The 16,564-nt window shown below is 64.4% G+C and carries 18 protein-coding genes; 4 read left to right on the top strand and 14 right to left on the bottom strand.

Annotated elements, in window-relative coordinates; all coding sequences use genetic code 11:
- Positions 1-251: 251 nt before the first annotated feature.
- Both OCK02_RS02680 and OCK02_RS02675 read right to left on the bottom strand, forming a co-directional pair.
- The gene (locus OCK02_RS02680; protein WP_263811685.1) at positions 252-698 is read right to left on the bottom strand and encodes an RbsD/FucU family protein; all 447 of its coding nucleotides are present in this window, start codon (positions 696-698) and stop codon (positions 252-254) included.
- A 38-nt stretch (positions 699-736) separates the two neighbouring features.
- On the bottom strand, positions 737-1,759 hold the full coding sequence (locus OCK02_RS02675; RefSeq protein WP_263811684.1) for an aldo/keto reductase: 1,023 nt from the start codon (positions 1,757-1,759) through the stop codon (positions 737-739).
- Between the two features lie 245 nt (positions 1,760-2,004).
- Here OCK02_RS02675 and OCK02_RS02670 point away from each other — a divergent pair, with 245 nt between their 5' ends.
- The gene (locus tag OCK02_RS02670; protein WP_263811683.1) at positions 2,005-2,883 is read left to right on the top strand and encodes a GntR family transcriptional regulator; all 879 of its coding nucleotides are present in this window, start codon (positions 2,005-2,007) and stop codon (positions 2,881-2,883) included.
- Between the two features lie 26 nt (positions 2,884-2,909).
- Here the strand turns inward: OCK02_RS02670 and OCK02_RS02665 are convergent, their stop codons facing one another.
- Together OCK02_RS02665 and gabD are read right to left on the bottom strand one after the other, a co-directional pair.
- A complete protein-coding gene (locus tag OCK02_RS02665) occupies positions 2,910-3,713 on the bottom strand; it encodes an HpcH/HpaI aldolase/citrate lyase family protein (protein ID WP_263811682.1) in 804 nt (267 codons plus the stop codon).
- Positions 3,714-3,786: 73 nt separating this feature from the next.
- Positions 3,787-5,241 (bottom strand): NADP-dependent succinate-semialdehyde dehydrogenase, encoded by a 1,455-nt coding sequence (gene gabD, locus OCK02_RS02660; RefSeq protein WP_263811681.1) that lies wholly within the window; start codon positions 5,239-5,241, stop codon positions 3,787-3,789.
- Between the two features lie 172 nt (positions 5,242-5,413).
- On the opposite strand from gabD, the gene OCK02_RS02655 reads away from it, so the two are divergent.
- Entirely contained in the window at positions 5,414-6,010 is a 597-nt protein-coding gene (locus tag OCK02_RS02655) for a nitroreductase family protein (RefSeq protein WP_263811746.1), read from the top strand.
- A 15-nt stretch (positions 6,011-6,025) separates the two neighbouring features.
- On the opposite strand, the gene OCK02_RS02650 is transcribed toward OCK02_RS02655, so the two are convergent.
- The 6 genes from OCK02_RS02650 to OCK02_RS02625 all read right to left on the bottom strand — a co-directional run bounded on the left by OCK02_RS02650 (position 6,026) and on the right by OCK02_RS02625 (position 12,503).
- Entirely contained in the window at positions 6,026-6,979 is a 954-nt protein-coding gene (locus tag OCK02_RS02650; protein ID WP_263811680.1) for a glutathione S-transferase family protein, read from the bottom strand.
- A 194-nt stretch (positions 6,980-7,173) separates the two neighbouring features.
- A complete protein-coding gene (gyrB, locus tag OCK02_RS02645) occupies positions 7,174-9,606 on the bottom strand; it encodes a DNA topoisomerase (ATP-hydrolyzing) subunit B (protein ID WP_263811679.1) in 2,433 nt (810 codons plus the stop codon).
- Positions 9,607-9,738: 132 nt separating this feature from the next.
- Positions 9,739-10,119 carry a helix-turn-helix domain-containing protein gene (locus OCK02_RS02640; protein WP_230806467.1) on the bottom strand — a complete coding sequence of 127 codons (381 nt, stop codon included), beginning with the start codon at positions 10,117-10,119 and terminating at the stop codon, positions 9,739-9,741.
- The gene (locus tag OCK02_RS02635) at positions 10,116-10,685 is read right to left on the bottom strand and encodes a Smr/MutS family protein (protein WP_263811678.1); all 570 of its coding nucleotides are present in this window, start codon (positions 10,683-10,685) and stop codon (positions 10,116-10,118) included. Before OCK02_RS02635 ends, OCK02_RS02640 begins: the two co-directional genes overlap by 4 nt.
- Positions 10,672-11,787: a murein transglycosylase A gene (locus tag OCK02_RS02630; RefSeq protein ID WP_263811677.1), complete on the bottom strand. Its 1,116-nt coding sequence runs from the start codon at positions 11,785-11,787 to the stop codon at positions 10,672-10,674. Before OCK02_RS02630 ends, OCK02_RS02635 begins: the two co-directional genes overlap by 14 nt.
- Positions 11,788-11,798: 11 nt before the next feature.
- Complete coding sequence (locus OCK02_RS02625; RefSeq protein WP_263811745.1) at positions 11,799-12,503, bottom strand: Tim44/TimA family putative adaptor protein; 705 nt, start codon at positions 12,501-12,503, stop codon at positions 11,799-11,801.
- A gap of 183 nt (positions 12,504-12,686) precedes the next feature.
- Between OCK02_RS02625 and OCK02_RS02620 the strand changes: the two genes are divergently transcribed.
- Positions 12,687-13,157, top strand: coding sequence for an FxsA family protein (locus OCK02_RS02620; protein ID WP_263811676.1), 471 nt, complete (start codon positions 12,687-12,689; stop codon positions 13,155-13,157).
- Positions 13,158-13,248: 91 nt separating this feature from the next.
- Positions 13,249-13,734 (top strand): protein-export chaperone SecB, encoded by a 486-nt coding sequence (gene secB, locus OCK02_RS02615; protein WP_230806462.1) that lies wholly within the window; start codon positions 13,249-13,251, stop codon positions 13,732-13,734.
- A 57-nt stretch (positions 13,735-13,791) separates the two neighbouring features.
- Here secB and dnaQ read toward each other — a convergent pair whose 3' ends face one another.
- Genes dnaQ through OCK02_RS02595 form a run of 4 tightly spaced genes read right to left on the bottom strand, consistent with a single transcriptional unit; the run spans position 13,792 to position 16,549 of the window.
- Positions 13,792-14,514, bottom strand: a complete 723-nt coding sequence (gene dnaQ / locus OCK02_RS02610; protein ID WP_263811675.1) for a DNA polymerase III subunit epsilon — start codon at positions 14,512-14,514, stop codon at positions 13,792-13,794.
- Positions 14,507-15,106 (bottom strand): dephospho-CoA kinase, encoded by a 600-nt coding sequence (gene coaE, locus OCK02_RS02605; RefSeq protein ID WP_263811674.1) that lies wholly within the window; start codon positions 15,104-15,106, stop codon positions 14,507-14,509. Before coaE ends, dnaQ begins: the two co-directional genes overlap by 8 nt.
- Complete coding sequence (locus OCK02_RS02600) at positions 15,103-15,957, bottom strand: shikimate dehydrogenase (protein ID WP_263811673.1); 855 nt, start codon at positions 15,955-15,957, stop codon at positions 15,103-15,105. Before OCK02_RS02600 ends, coaE begins: the two co-directional genes overlap by 4 nt.
- Complete coding sequence (locus OCK02_RS02595; protein WP_263811672.1) at positions 15,950-16,549, bottom strand: Maf-like protein; 600 nt, start codon at positions 16,547-16,549, stop codon at positions 15,950-15,952. The genes OCK02_RS02600 and OCK02_RS02595 overlap by 8 nt, the downstream gene beginning before the upstream one ends.
- Between the last annotated feature and the right edge of the window lie 15 nt (positions 16,550-16,564).

Genomic DNA, 16,564 nt, shown 5'->3' with positions numbered 1-16,564 from the left:
TCGATAAAGTACATTTTTGCCCGCAGCCGACCCGGAAGGACCTAGCCACAAGCTCCCTTCGTCACGGACCATCGCGCTGTCGCACAAGGGCCCGGACCGGGTCTGCTATCGATTTTTCCTCCCTTGCGCCGTCACCAGCCTCCACGGTGACATGCGGCATCGACATTCAGGCGATGCTCAATTGAAACAATAATTCCGCAATACTGTCAACATGGAATGTTCATTCCATTTAGCATTCCGACCGCGGTCGCTCACACCGTGTAGACTTCGTGCGGATGGAGCACGCCCTTCTTCAGAATGATGTTGCCATAGAGCCGGAACTCGGTCGTGGCGATGATGTAGGCGGCCTTTCGCGTCATCTCGTAGAAGGCGAAGCGTTCGACCGAGCGGACGGTGAAATCGCCGGCCAGACGGTTGACGATGTTCTGGAATTCGACGCAGACCGGCGGCACCGCATCCGGATCGCCGACGACCTGCATCCGCCAGGCGACGTCCGGTACGAAGGTATCGAGTGGCATGTGGGCGAGCACGGCCTCGGTCATTGCGAGCGCGTCGACGCCGTCGGCGCGGATGACCTTCGGTCCCATCGAATGGGCCGGGAAGTTCGCGTCCACGATGGCGATGTCGTCCCCGTGTCCCATCGACTGCAACGCATGCAGGAGATCGGGGCCGAGCAGGGGGTGAATGCCTTTCAACATGCGTATGCTCCTGAATATCTTTCAACCTTCCGGCAAACCTATTGCCGAACCGCCTCGGTTCCGAGCGGAGGAGCGACAAGAGTATGAGCCTCGGCTTCCATGTAAAGGGCTTGCGGAACCGTAATCCGGGTGAGTTCGGCATTCCGGTGCAGGCTCGACGGCTTGGCCGTGCCTAGAAGCACCGAGGCGACCGCCGGATGCCGCAACGGAAACTGCATGGCGGCTGCAGCAAGCGGCACGCCGTTGAGGCTCGCCAGTTCCTCAAGGGCGCGCACGCGCGCCACGACCTCGTCATTGGCGGGCATATAGTCGAAATGCGCGCCGGGGACCGCGCCGGTCGCCAGAATGCCGGAGTTGAACACGCCGCCGACCACCAGCGACGTCGTCCGTTCCTGGCAGAGCGGGAGAAGTTCCTCGACCGCGGAACGATCCAGCAGCGTGTATCGTCCGGCCAGCAGGATGCAGTCGATCGGCGCGCGCTTCATGACTTCGAGGCAGACGGGCACCTCGTTCACGCCGAGGCCATAGGCCCTGATGGTGCCGGACGCCTTCAGTTCCTCGAGCGCTTTCAGCCCGGAATCCATCAGCGCCTTGAAATGCACCGCATTGCGCTCGGCGCCGTGGGTATAGACGCCGATGTCGTGGACGTAGAGGATGTCGATGCGGTTCAGGCCGAGCCGCGTATAGCTCAGTTCCAGCGAGCGCATGATGCCGTCGTAGCTGTAGTCATAGCGCACGTCGAAGGGCAGAGGATCGACGTAGCCGTAGTCCGTCGGCACCTTGTCGTCGTCCACCGGAAACATGATCCGGCCAACCTTGGTGGAGAGCACCCACTCGCCCTTCGGCTTGCCGCGGAGGAAATCGCCCGTCGCACGCTCGGCAAGGCCGAAGCCGTACCAGGGCGCCGTATCGAAATAGCGCATGCCCTCGGCCCACGCCGCCTCCAGCGTTGCGATCGCGGTGTCGCGCGGGCAGGGACGGTAGAGGCCGCCGAGTGCGGCCGTTCCGAAACTGTACTCGCCCACGGCGAGGCCCGTCGTCCCGATAGTTCGTGTCCGCATCGCTTCCTCCCGCCGCGCGCTACCCCCTCACTCCCAGGTTGCACGCAGAACAATCCGACTTCTGTCTTTTATCTACAATAGACAGATCAAGGTCAATGGCTATTATGGGTAACGGGAGGATCACATCGCAGGGACCGGCTTCAGTATGGCCGGAGGACGAGCACTGCACGACCGTCCAGGCGCTGGAAAATCCGGTCGCCACCGCCTAAACGAGCAGATATCAATCCGATCGATCGACGAGAGCCATGGCCAAGCAGAATACCGTCTTCAAGGATGCCTTCAACCGTTGCCTCGTTCTCCTTGAGACGAGCAGCACGCTTGCGTCCGAACCGGAGCTCGGCAACACGCTGGGGGTCAGCCGCACGACGGTCCGGGCGATCCTGACGCGTCTGGAGGAGATCGGGCTGATCGAATGGTCGAAGCGCCGCAAGGTCGTGCTTCGCAAGCCCGTTGCGGCAGATTACTTCCCGACCGAGGAAACCGATTCGCTGTCGGAGATCATCGAGCGGAGCTTCATGCGCCGGATTCTTGCCGGCGGCGCCGAGCCCGGCATGCAGATCAACGAGCTGGAGCTTGCCCGCGAGATCGGCACCGGCACCACGAGCGTACGGGAATTCCTCATCCGGTTCAGCCGTTTCGGACTGATCGAGAAACGTCCGAACAGCCACTGGGTTCTCAAGGGGTTCACGCCGGAATTCGCTCTGGAGCTCACCGAGGTGCGCGAAATGTTCGAGCTGCGCTCGGCCGCCGCGTTCGCCCACCTGCAGGACGACCATCCCGCATGGGCGGAACTGGACTCGATCGCAGCCCTCCACCGCGAGATCCTGGCCGATGTCGACAACCGGTATCGGGAGTTCTCCGAACTGGACGAGCGGTTTCACCTGCTCGTGCACCGGGCCTCGCGCAACCGCTTCATCATCGATTTCTACGACATCATCGCCATCGTCTTCCACTATCACTACCAGTGGAACAAGACGAATGCGCGCCAGCGGAATGCGCGGGCGATGGAGGAGCACCTGGTCTATATCGAAGCACTGAAATCCCGCGATCCCGCGCGGATCGAGAATGCCTGCCGGCAGCACCTGAAATCGGCCCGCGAGACCCTGCTGCAATCCACCAACTGAGCCGAGCCTCCCGGGCGAAGAGCCCCTCAGTAACCGCCACCCTTCTGGTCCGTCGTACCCGGCAGGCCGAGGAAAGTGCGGCGCAGGCCGTCGATCGACCGCACCAGGCAGTTGACGTCGGTGCCGATCGCCATGAAGTCGGCCCCCATCGCCCGGTATTCGTGCGCCTGGTCGACCGCCACCGTCATGATCCCGCGCGCCTTACCGTGCCGGTGGATGCGCTGGAAAGCGTCGCGGATCGCCTCCTGCACGGCCGCGGCGGACGGCTGGCCGAGATAGCCCATGTCCGCGGCCAGGTCGGAGGGGCCGATGAAAACGCCGTCGACACCCTCGACGGCGGCGATGTCGTCAAGCGCCTCGAGGCCGGCGCGGCTTTCCACCTGCACGATCAGGCAGATCTCTTCGTCGGCCGTGGCGAGGTAATCGGGTATCCGGTTGAAATCGCTGGCGCGCCCAAGCCCGGCGCCGACGCCGCGCATGCCGCGGGGTGGATAGCGCACGGCCCTGACCAGCGCGGCCGCCTGCTCGGCGGTTTCGACCATGGGGACCAGGAAGGTCTGCGTGCCGAGGTCAAGCAGTTGTTTCAGCAGCCATGCCTCGCCCATCGGCGGCCGGACGATCGGGTGGCTCGCGCTGCCGCGCAGGGCACCGAGTTGCGCGCCGATCAGCGGCATGTCGCTCGGCCCGTGCTCCCCGTCGATCAGCAGCCAGTCATAGCCGCTGCCGGCGGCGATCTCCGCGGCGTAGGCGCTGCCCAGCGCCACCCACAGGCCGAGCTGGAACCGTCCTTCGCGGAGCGCAGCCTTGAACGGATTGATGGGAGCGGGCATGGCGCAGATCCTCTTCGAATGCAACGAGATCAATGACCATCGGCCGACGACGGGCCGGCCGATGGGGCGTTCATCAGCCGATGCCGCCGAGGCAGACGTACTTCATCTCGGTAAATTCCTCGATGCCGTACTTCGAGCCTTCCCGGCCGAGGCCCGACAGCTTGACGCCGCCGAACGGCGCTTCCGCCGTAGAGATCAGCCCGGTATTGACGCCGACCATGCCGTATTCCAGCGCCTCGGCGACGCGGAAGACGCGCGCCAGATCCTTGGCGTAGAAATAGGAGGCGAGCCCGAATTCGGTATCGTTCGCCTGGGCAATGACGTCCGCCTCGTCCCTGAAGCGGAAGACGGGCGCCACCGGCCCGAACGTCTCCTCGCGCGCCACCGCCATTTCGGAGGTCACGCCGGTGATGACGGTCGCCTCGTAGAAGGTGCCTCCGAGTGCGTGGCGCTTGCCGCCCTGGACAACGCGTCCGCCCTTGCTGAGCGCATCGGACACGTGCTCCTCGACCTTGGCGAGCGCCGCCTCGTCGATCAGCGGGCCGAGAATGACGCCCTCGTCGAAGCCGTTTCCGGTCTTGAGTTTGGAGACCGCGGCCGCCAGCTTTTCGGAGAAGGCCTCATAGACACCCTCCTGCGCGTAGATGCGATTGGCGCAGACGCAGGTCTGGCCGTTGTTGCGGAACTTGGCGATCAGCGCGCCCTCGACAGCTGCATCGAGGTCGGCGTCGTCGAAGACGATGAAGGGTGCGTTGCCGCCGAGCTCGAGCCCCAGTTTCTTGATCGTCGGCGCGCTCTGCCTGTAGAGCTCGGCACCGACCTCGGTCGAGCCGGTGAAGGTGAGCTTGCGAACCGTCGGGTTTGCCGTCATCTCCGCACCGATCTCCCTGGCGGATCCGGTGATGACGCTGAACAGCCCCGGCGGCAGGCCGGCCCGCTCGGCAAGGACGGCGATCGCGATGGCGGAGAACGGCGTTTGCGAAGCCGGCTTCAGAACCATGGCGCAGCCGGCGGCGAAGGCCGGACCGGCCTTGCGGGTGATCATGGCATTGGGGAAGTTCCACGGGGTGATCGCGGCAACCACGCCGATCGGCTGCTTCATCACCAGGATGCGCTTGTCCTTCTGGTGACCGGGCACGATGTCGCCGTAGAGGCGGCGCGCTTCCTCGGCGAACCATTCGATGAAGCTTGCGCCATAGGCGATTTCGCCCTTGGCCTCGGCCAGCGGCTTGCCCTGCTCCAGGGTGAGGATGCGGCCGAGGTCGTCCTGATTGGCCATCATCAGTTCGAACCACTTGCGCAGGATCGCGGAACGCTCCTTGGCCGTCTGTGCGGCCCATTCCTTCTGCGCCTTCCCGGCGGCGGCGATTGCCTCCTTCGTTTCCGCCGTTCCCAGCTTCGGCACGTAGCCGATGCGCTCGCCGGTCGCCGGATTGTTCACGGCAATCCCGGTCGCCGGGTCGGCCTCGATCCAGCGCGTGCCGACGAGCGCCGCCTGGCGCAGGAGGGTTGGATCTTTGAGGCTCATGGCGTTGTCTCCCTGTTCACCGCATCGAGATTCCTTAGGCGTGGTTATAGGCTCTTTTCCGCCCTCTCGACAATGCGGCAAAGCCTGCTGCGGCGACCGCGCCCGGTCGACATCGCGCGCGCGGCGGTGCATCCTGAGGCGGTCAATGACCGCAACACTGGTGGTGGAATTCATGCATGAGATCAACGGCCGCACGGCCGATCACGACATTCATCCGGTTTTTCTCGAGCGCTGGTCGCCGCGCGCCTTCACCGGCGAGGCAATGCCGCAGGAGGACCTTCTGCGGCTGTTCGAGGCCGCGCGATGGACGCCATCGGCGAGCAACCGCCAGCCCTGGCGCTTCGTCTATGCGCATCGCGGCACCGAGGCCTTCGAGGCCATCCTGGCGACGCTGGACGAGGGCAACCGGCGCTGGACGCCCAATGCCTCGGTTCTGGTGGTGATCGTCTCCAAGACCCACAACCGCACCGCTTCCGGGGAGATCCGCCCCGCCTATACGCATGCCTTCGACACGGGAGCGGCCTGGAGCGCACTGGCGTTGCAGGCGACGTTTTCCGGCTACCACGTCCATGCCATGGCCGGGATCGATCGCGACAAGGCGATGGCGGCCGCCGGTGTCCCCGAGGGCTACCGGGTCGAGGCGGGGCTCGCGATCGGCAAGATCGCACCGAGGGAAACGCTGCCCGACGACCTGAAGGCCCGCGAAGTTCCAAGCCAGCGCCATCCGGTCGAGGCCTTCGCCTTCGAGGGTCGCTTCAAACCGGACTGACGGCGCGGCGGCAGCTCAGAACAATATTTCCTGCGCCGGCCCGACAGGCACGATACCGGTCGGGTTTAGCGAGGCGATCGAGTAGTAGCCGCGCTTGATGTGGTCGAGGCTGACGGTCTCGGCCACGCCCGGCCAGTCGTAGAGGCGCCGAAGGAAGCGGCGCAGGCGGGGATAGTCGGCCAGCCGGCGCAGGTTGCACTTGAACAGGCCGTGATAGGCGGCATCGAAGCGGACGAGGGTGACGAACAGCCGGATATCGGCCTCGGTGGGATGGTCGGCAAAGAGGAAGTCCCGCTCGCCGAGTTCGCCGTCAACCCAGTCCAGCGTGGCGAAGACCTCAAGGAAGGCCTCCTCGTAGGCAAGCTGCGTGGTGGCGAAGCCGGCGCGATAGACGCCATTGTTCAGGCCCGGATAGATGCGGGCGTTGAACGCATCGATCGCCTCGCGGCGGGTCAGCGGATAGAGATCGATCGTCCCGGTAGCGAGCGATCCGAAGCCGTCGTTCATCATGCGCAGGATGTCGGCCGATTCATTGTTGACGATGGTGCCCCGCTTCCTGTCCCACAGAACGGGAACCGTGGCGCGGCCGGTGTAGTGCGGGTCGGCGCGGGTGTAGATTTCGTGCATGAAGCTGGCACCATTGACCGTGTCCGCGGTCGCACCGGGATAGTCGCCGAAGCGCCAGCCTTCCCTTGTCAAAGCCGGCTCAACGACCGAGACGCCGATCGTCTCCGTCAGCCCCTTGAGGCTGCGGCCGATCAGCGTGCGGGACGCCCAGGGGCAGATATAGGCGACGTAGAGATGGTAGCGGCCGGGTTCGGCGGCAAAGCCGCCCTCGCCGGTCGGCCCGGGTGCGCCGTCGGGCGTCACCCAGTTGCGAAAACCGGAGACCTGGCGGACGAAGCCGCCCTTTTCGTCCTTTGCCTGCACCGGATGCCAGTCGGCCGTCCATTTTCCATCCACCAGCATGACGTGCTCCTGTCTCCTATATTCAAGACTCGCTGCAATCCGGCCCCCGTATGCTCAGGTTTCATCCGCGGCCGCTTCGGCGCATACTGACCCGTCCCGACGACTTCCGCCATCGAAAAACCCCGCGCCGGACGGCACGGGGCTCTCTTTCTTATCCGGATTCTCGGCCCGCCTTCATGCGCGCAGACAAGGCGTCAGATGTCGAGGTTGGCCACGCTGAGTGCGTTGTCCTGGATGAACTCCCGGCGCGGCTCGACCTCGTCACCCATCAGGCGCGAAAACAACCCGTCGGCGTCAGTGGCATCCGAGACGCGAACCTGCAGGAGCGAGCGGACGTTCGGATCAAGCGTCGTCTCCCAGAGCTGTTCGGCGTTCATTTCGCCCAGGCCCTTGTAGCGCTGCAGCGACAGGCCCTTGCGGCCGGACGCGAACACAGCGTCGAGCAGGGCGCGCGGGCCGCTGATCTCGATTTCCAGGTCCTTGCGCTTCAGCTTCGGCGGGATGGCGTAGATATCCTTCAGCCGCACGGTCAGCTGATCGATATGGCGAGCGTCGGACGAGCCGATCAGCGCCATGTCGAGATGGGCGAATTCCTTCACGCCGCGCACGGTACGTTCGAACTTCAGTCCGCCGTCGGCCGCAACCGCACCGGTCCAGCCGCGCTCGGTCTCCTCGGCGATCAGGTCGAGCCGGCGCGCGACCTCCTCGGCCATCTCGGCATAGGCCTCGCGGTTGTGGCTGAGCTCCAGATTGAGCGCACCGCAGATCGCTGCCTGCTCGACGATGGCGCGGCTGTAGCGCGAGTGCAGGCCGTCCAGCAGCGAGCGCAGGCGCAGCGCGTCCTGGATCACCTCGCGCATGTCCTGTCCGGCGCGGACCTCACCGGAGCCGAGCTCCAGCGTCGCCTCATCGAGGCCGGCGTTGATCAGGTAGTCGTCGAGCGCCTTCTCGTCCTTGAGATACTGTCCCGACTTGCCGCGCGCGACCTTATAGAGCGGCGGCTGGGCGATGTAGAGGTGGCCGCGCTCGATCAGTTCCGGCATCTGGCGGAAGAAGAAGGTCAGAAGCAGCGTGCGAATGTGGGCGCCGTCGACGTCGGCGTCCGTCATGATGATGATCTTGTGATAGCGCAGCTTCTCGGGATTGAACTCGTCCTTGCCGATCGAGGTGCCGAGTGCGGTGATCAGCGTCCCGATCTCCTGGCTCGACAGCATCTTGTCGAAGCGGGCCCGTTCGACGTTGAGGATCTTGCCGCGCAACGGCAGGATCGCCTGGTTCTCGCGCGAACGGCCCTGCTTGGCCGATCCGCCGGCCGAGTCGCCCTCGACCAGGAACAGCTCGGACTTGGCCGGATCGCGCTCGGAGCAGTCGGCCAGCTTGCCGGGCAGCGAGGAGATATCGAGCGCGCCCTTGCGACGAGTGAGCTCGCGCGCCTTGCGGGCGGCTTCGCGCGCCGCTGCCGCTTCGACCACCTTGCCGACCAGTACCTTGGCATCGGAGGGATGCTCCTCGAGCCAGTGGCTCAGCGCCTCGTTGACGAGGCTTTCGACCACGGGCCGAACCTCGGACGATACGAGCTTGTCCTTGGTCTGCGAGGAGAATTTCGGATCGGGCACCTTCACCGAGAGAACGGCGGTCAGGCCCTCACGGCAGTCGTCGCCGGTGAGCGACACTTTTTCCTTTTTCAGGATACCGGAACTCTCCGCATAGGAGACGACCTGGCGGGTCAGCGCGCCGCGGAAGCCGGCGAGGTGCGTGCCGCCGTCGCGCTGGGGGATGTTGTTGGTGAAGCAGAGGACGTTCTCGTGGTAGCTGTCGTTCCACCACATCGCCACCTCGACCGTGATGCCGTCGCGTTCGCCCCGAATGGACACCGGCTTGGCGACGAGCGGCTTCTTGGCGCGGTCGAGATAGGTGACGAAGGCCTCGAGGCCGCCGTCATACATCATCTCGTCCTGCTTGACGTCGGAATGGCGGCGGTCGGTCAAGAGGATGCGGACGCCCGAATTCAGGAAGGCGAGCTCGCGCAGGCGATGTTCGAGCGTCGCGTAGACGAACTCGATATTGGTGAAGGTCTCCGGGCTCGGCAGGAACGTCACCTCGGTGCCGGTCTCGCTGCCGCATTCGCCGGTGACGGTCAGCGGACCGTCGGCGACGCCATGGGTGAAGGTCATCTCGTGGATGTGCCCGCCCCGGCGGATCTTCAGCCTGAGCATCACCGACAGCGCGTTGACGACCGAAACGCCGACACCGTGGAGGCCGCCGGAAACCTTGTAGGAATTCTGGTCGAACTTACCGCCGGCGTGCAACTGGGTCATGATGACCTCAGCGGCGGAAACGCCTTCCTCCTTGTGGATGTCGGTCGGAATGCCGCGGCCGTTGTCGGTCACGGTCACCGAGCCGTCGGCATTGAGCGTGACGGTGACGATATCCGCGTGCCCGGCCAGCGCCTCGTCGATGGCGTTGTCCACGACCTCGTAGATCATGTGGTGCAGACCCGAACCGTCATCGGTGTCACCGATATACATGCCCGGGCGCTTGCGCACCGCATCAAGGCCCTTGAGCACCTTGATGGAATCTGCGCCATACTCGGCCGGGCCGTTTTCGGTCTCGGGTGTATCAGTCATGGGGGATGTCTTTCCAGCGTACCTGAGGACATGGGAAACGGCGAATCACCGACCTTCCAGACCCGTGAATATAGGGATTCAGGCCCGGCTTTCCAAACGATGTGGCCGCCAATAGCGGCAGAAATCGGGGGATCACGTCGATTTCGCCCGCGAATTGCAAGCCTTTTCCAGAATGCCCGCCAGGCGCCTGATCGTTGCCGGCGGCAGATTGCGAATCTCGACGGATAGGCGGTTGGCGAAAGCGGTATATTCGGGCGGCAGGCCGGCGGTATCGACGGTGATGCGGGGGTCGGAAATCCGCGCGATCCGGAACAGCTCCTCCGCCTCGTCCCAGATGATGTTGAAGTAGCCCGCGACCCTCTGCAGGAAGTCGAAACTCGGCGTGCCGCGCCGGCCGTGCTCCAGGGCCGAGAGATAAGCCGGCGAGACGCCCAAGGCCGCCGCCATCTCCTTTTGCGAAACGCCCTTCCTCGACCGAAGGTGGCGTACCGCCATGCCGAAGGGTGTGGTCATTCGCGCTCTCCCTTCACCCGCGCCAGCCGCACGTAGAGCGCGCCCTCGCCACCGTGGTTGCGGGCAGCCGTCTCGTAGGACGAGATCAGCGGACGAAATTCCGGCAGCGAGAACCACAGCGGCACCGCCCGCTTGAGGGCGCCGTCGCTGCCGATGGAGGCGCCCTTTCCGGTAATCACCAGAACATGGCGCAGGCCGCGCATGTGCGCCTGCATCAGGAAGCTCAGCAGGAACCCGTGTGCCTCGCTCTGGATCATGCCGTGCAGGTCGACGCGTGCCTCGAGCGCCAGATGTCCTTTCGCCAATTTGCGCTTGACCGGCCGTTCGAGGGGATAGTGCCTCTTCTCGCTTTCACGGGCGTTCGTTATCCGGATTCCCGCCTCTTCGGCCAGAGCCTTCTTCGAGGCCGGCCTTTCGCCAGCCGGCGAAGCCGTATCCAGCGCGGGCAGGAAGGTCGCTTCCAGCATTTCGAGATCCCGCATGCGGCCGGGAAGCGGTTTCGCGCTTCGGGCAACCTTGCCCCAGAGGATCCGGTCCTCGCTGCTGAGAGGCTTATCCTTCGCCATGGCCAAATCTCGCGGCGACCGACCTGGGAACGAAAATGTAGAAATCCGCCGCGTTGCGGACATTGCCGGCAAGCGCGCCGGCGACATCGCCCGAGCCGGTGAAGATGTCGCCGCGCGCGGAGCCGACGATCGCCGACCCGGTATCGAGCGCCAGCATGGTCCGGGCGAACGGCCTGCCGCCGTCCAAATGCGTCAGGCTGTCGCTGCGGATGAAGAACGGCGTGGCGAAGGTGTGGATCAGACGGTCGACCGCCAGCGACCGCCCGGCGACGATCGGCACCTTGGCGGCGGCGACCGGGCCGAAATGCAGGTCCTCGACCGGCGCATCGCGGAAGAAGATGAAGGAGCGGTTGTGCCAGAGTACATCGTCCACCTGCTCCGGGTGCCGGGCGAGCCAGTCCCTGATCGAGGCCATGGACACGGTCGCCGCATCGATTTCGCCACGCTCGATCAGAAGCTTGCCGATCGGCGAGAAGCGGTGCCCGGTCTTGGCCGCATAGGTGATGCGCCGGATCGTTCCGTCCGGATAGAGCAGGCGGGCTGCGCCTTGCACGTGAATGAAGAAGACATCCACCCTGGAGCGCGCATAGGCGATCTCGAGCCCGCGACCTTCGAGCAGGCCTTGCTCGATCGCCTTGCGATCCGGATATTCCTCGACCTGCCCTTCCCGCAGGCGCGCAAAAGCGAAATAGGGATCGAGCCCGGGCGGGCGATTACCGTCGTCGACATCGACTAGGTCATCCGGACGCCGGTAGAAGGGAAACCGGAACGCCTCGTCCGGTTCCGCCCGCACCTCGACCTCCGGCTCGTAGTAGGCAGTGACGAAGCCCTGCTGGCCATCCGTCCTCTCGATCAGAAACGGCTGGAACCACTGCTCGAAATAGGCACGCACCTGCCCGGCGTCCTCCGGGGCGGCCTCGGCCGCTGCCGCGAGCGCCGGCAACAGCTCCGCCGCGGCGATACCCAGCGAACCGGTGCGATAGGGCTTTTTTTCCGCGATATGGTCGCGGCAGCTCGCCATTGCCCCAAGAATTGCCGTCGGGTCGTCTTCCGTCCATCCGGGCAGGGCAGAGAAGGCGACCGGTTTCAGACGGAATTCCATGGCTCAGCCGATCAGCCTTCGGATTCGGTGGCGATCAGCTTCCAGTTCGGATCGCGCGAGCGAATGTCTCGGGCGAAGGTCCAGAGGTCGTTGACCTCGGCGACCGTGTCCGCATCACCGTCGGTCAGCTTGCCCGCCTTGTCGTAGGTCGCCGAGATCAGCTGGCTGATGATGCGCACCGTGACATTGACCTCGTTGTCCTTGACTTCGGCCGTTACGATGTCCGCCTTCTCGATACCGACGAAATTGGATTTGACGACCTCGCCCTTGGCCTCGCGATCGGCGATGGCAGCGTCGAAGCCTTCATAGACCTCGCGGGAGAGGAGGTTCTTCAGCGTCTTGCGGTCGCCATCGGCAAAGGCCACGACGATCATCTCGTAAGCGAGCTTGGCGCCGTTGATGAACTCCTTCGGGTTGAAGGACGGATCTCCGTCCACCACGCGACGAAGCGATTCGTTGAGAGGCGTTCCGGCGGCGGCGAAGGCATCGACGCTGGCATAGGTGCCCTCTTCGCCTTCGGTTCCATCCCGGCGCGGCAGCGTGACCACCTTGCCGCGCTCGGGAGCAGCGGCGGGGTCGGCGGAATCGCGGCGCGAATAGGGATCGAACGGCGGTTTTTCATTCCCCGTACGCCGGCCGAGTACATTGCGCAGTTGCAGGAATATCACCACCGCCGCCACGAGGAAGAAAATTGTCACAAAGTCGAATGAGCCCATATCGATCCGGAACCGCCGTTCATCTTTTCTGAGTTGACCCCCATATAATCCGCAAAAGCTCATTCTTCAAATCGAAGCGAACGGCGATTGTACGAATAAGCATCACTTAACCTTGACCGCGACCTGTCGTACGGGGACAAAGGCTGCCGAATATCCCCGGCGCAGGAGACCAGGCCAGACAAGATGACCCGATCGATCATAGCCATCCTGCTGCTTTTGCTTCCACTTCTCGAGATTGCGGGCTTCGTCTTCGTCGGGCGGCATATCGGCATCGGCTACACGCTGCTGCTGGTCGTCGCTTCCATGGTCGTCGGCATGATCGTGCTGCGCCGGCAGGGATTCAAGGCGCTCACCAGGCTCAGACAGCGCGATCTGCCACGCGACATGCCCGCCGAACGCTTCTTCGGCACCGCCCTAATCCTGCTCGCAGGGTTGCTTCTCATCGTTCCCGGGTTCTTCACCGACGTAATCGGTCTCTTCCTGCTGGTGCCGTTCTGCCGCCGCCTCATCGCCGGGCACCTCGCCTCCCGCGTCGTCGTCGTCAACGTCGATGGCGCCGCGCAGCCGCACGACCCGGGGCCGGATCCACAGCCTGCTAAACCGAGAACGATCGACCTCGATTCGGATGACTACAGGCGCGACGAGCCGCATTGAGCCCTCCGGCGGCGCTCGGGCCGCAGGGTTGTGCGCCCCCCGGCGAAATGCTAGATGGCTGCCACGATTTTATGTCCCCGAGGAAAGACCCATGGCAACCGACAATGCATCCGCCAACAGCGCGGCCAGCCCGTCCATCAATATCCTGGCGCAGTATGTGAAGGACCTTTCCTTTGAAAACCCGGGCGCTCCGCGCTCGCTGCAGGCGCGCGACAAGGCTCCCTCGATCAACATCAACGTCAATGTGAACGCGAACCCCCTGTCGGAGACCGAGTTCGACGTGGTGCTGTCGCTCACCGCCGAAGCCAAGGACGACAGCAAGGTCCTGTTCAACGCCGAACTCGCCTATGGCGGCGTGTTCCGGATCGTGGGCTTCCCGCAGGAGCACATGCTGCCGGTCCTCTTCATCGAGTGCCCGCGCCTGCTGTTCCCCTTCGCCCGCCAGATCATTGCCGATGCCACCCGCAATGGCGGTTTCCCGCCGCTGATGATCGACCCGATCGATTTTGCGCAGATGTTCCAGCAGCGCATGGCCGAAGAACAGCTCAAGGCCAAGGTCGCAAGCAACACGAACTGATCGACCCGTTCGATCCAGTCGAAACGCCCGGCGATGCCGGGCGTTTTGCGTTCGGGGCTATTCCTCGTCGCCCGAAGGCTTCCGGTAGTTCAGCCAGATCGCCTTGTCGCCCATCTTTTCCACCATCGCCGCATGCGCCGCCAGATCGGCTTCGCTGAGACGGACCGGCAGCGGGCGTGGACGTTCGGCGATCGGCAGAACGATTTCTTCGCCGTCCGCCTGGTCCAGCCGCTCCCGCCGTTCGGCCACCGCAAGACCGAGCGCGGCCTGTCGGCCGCCGATCATCTCGATATAGACCTCGGCGAGAAGCTCGGAGTCGAGAAGCGCGCCGTGCTTGGAGCGGTGAGAATTGTCGATGCCGTAGCGCCGGCAGAGCGCGTCCAGCGAGTTCGGCCCCATCGGATGCTTGCGGCGCGCCAAAGCCAGCGTGTCCGTCACGCGCTCGCCCGGCACCGGCGGGATGCCGAGGCGCTCGAACTCGGCATTGATGAAACCCATGTCGAAGGTCGCGTTGTGAGCGACCCAACGGGCATCGCTGAAGAAGTCCTGCAATTCCGCGACGATGCCAGAGAAGAGCGGCTTGTCCTTCAGGAAATCGTCGGTGATACCGTGGATCGCGAGCGCGTCCGGGTGGACCTTTCTGTCGCCCGGATTGACATAGACATGGAAGGTCCGGCCGGTGGGAAAGTGATTGTCGAGTTCGACGCCGCCGATTTCGATGATCCGATCGGCGCGGTTGTCCAGGCCGGTCGTTTCCGTATCGAAGATGATTTCACGCATGGGCGCCGCTTTCCCCCTTCAGGATGTCGACGATGAGTTTCACCTGTTTACGTGCGTCTTCAAGACCGTTGTCGGTCTTGACCACAAAATCCGCACGCTGCCGCTTCTGCACGTCCGGCATCTGCCTTGCCATCAGCATCGCGAACTTCTCCTCCGTCATCCCCGGTCGGGCCAGCACGCGCTGGCGCTGCGCTTCCGGTTCGCAGGTCACGACCAGCACCTTGTCGACACGCTCGTCGGCGCCGGTTTCGAAGAGCAGCGGGATATCGAGTACGACAAGGCGCGCGCCGGCCGCCCTCTGCTCCAGGAGGAATTCTGTTTCCTTCCGGCGAACCAGCGGGTGAATGATGGCCTCCAGCCGGGAAAAGCCGGCCGGCCGGGCTGCAAGCTCTGCCGCGAGAACCTTTCGGTCTACGACGCCGTCGCTGATGGCGGCCGGGAACGCCTCGCCGACGGGGCCGACGGCTTCGCCCGCATAGAGCGCATGGACCGTCGCATCGGAATCATGCACGGGCACGCCGAGTTCGCGGAACATACCGGCGGTCGTAGACTTTCCGGTTCCGATCGAGCCGGTAAGGCCGAGGACAATCATCCATGCGCCTCCATATCGGCGATGATGCGCTTGCGAAGGTCTTCATCGACCTTGGGCCGCACGCCGAACCATTTTTCGAAACCGGGTGCGGCCTGATGCAGAAGCATGCCGAGCCCGTCGACCGTCTTCAGGCCATGGCGTTCCGCCTGCACCAGGAAGGGCGTCTTCAGCGGGACATAGACGATGTCGGTCACGATCGCGCCGTTCGCTAGGCGATCGAAGGCGAGCTCCGGTGCCGGCATTCCGTCCATTCCGAGCGAGGTCGTGTTGACGAAGAGCGCGGCTCCGCTCATCACTTCGTCGAGGGCCTCGCCGGGATGGGCATGCACCCTGTCGCCGAACCGATCGGCCAGTTCGCGGGCACGGTCGACGGTGCGATTGACGACATGGATCTCCCCGATGCCGCGCTCGCGCAACGCCTGGAGCACGGCACGGCTCGCACCGCCCGCGCCCAGCACCACGGCTCGGTTGATGCGATCCCAACCGGGTGCGCGTTCGTCGAGATTGGCGACGAAGCCATAGCCGTCGGTGTTAGTGGCATGGACCAGGCCATCTTCCAGCCATACGGTGTTGCAGGCGCCGAGTTCCCGGCTGCGCTCGTCCGGCCGATCCGCCAGGCGAAAGGCCGTCTCCTTGTGCGGGATCGTCACATTGCCGCCGACGAAGCGGTCATTCTTCAGGTTCGAGAAGAATGCGGCGAACGCCTCCGGAGCGACGTCGAGCCGCGTGTAGCTCCCGGCAATGCCGAGCTTGTCCAGCCAGTATCCGTGGATCAGCGGCGAGCGCGAATGGTTGATCGGATGGCCGACGACGAAGGCGCTGTTAACCAATGTTTCACGTGAATCACGCATCGACCGCTCCCATCGCTCTCAGTTGCGCGAGGAGCGGCAGCATCGGCAGGCCGATGATCGTGAAATAGTCGCCGTCGATCGCTTCGAACAACTGGATCCCCTCGCCTTCCAGCTGATAGGCGCCCACGCTTCCCAGCACCCTGTCACCGACCCGCGCCAGATACCGGTCCATGAAGGCTTCGCTGATGGGTCGCATGGTCAGCCGCGCCGTCGACACATGCCGCCATCTGACCTCGCCGTTCGCGACGATCACCACGCCGCTGTTTAGCGCATGCGTCTTGCCCGAAAGGGCCGTGAGATGTTCCTTTGCGTCAGCGAGGTCGGCGGGCTTGTGAAATACCCGGTCTCCCAGAGACAGGGTCTGGTCGGACCCGATGACGAGGCAGTCCGGATTGGCCGCGCCGACCGCCATGGCCTTCGCCTCGGCAAGATGAAGCGCGACATCGGATGGCGACGGCGACAGCCGTTCCAGTTCGGCCTCGATCGCGCGCTCGTCGATCTCTGCGGCAATGGCCTTGAAGGCGAGGCCGGCGTTTTCCATCAACGCGCGACGGAACGGGCTTTGGGATGCGAGAATCAGAGGCTTGGTCATGGGCTCTTGTGGGCT

This window comes from Rhizobium sp. TRM96647 (genome assembly GCF_025780115.1).
Lineage (GTDB): Bacteria > Pseudomonadota > Alphaproteobacteria > Rhizobiales > Rhizobiaceae > Mycoplana.
This window is presented reverse-complemented; position numbering and strand designations above follow the sequence as displayed.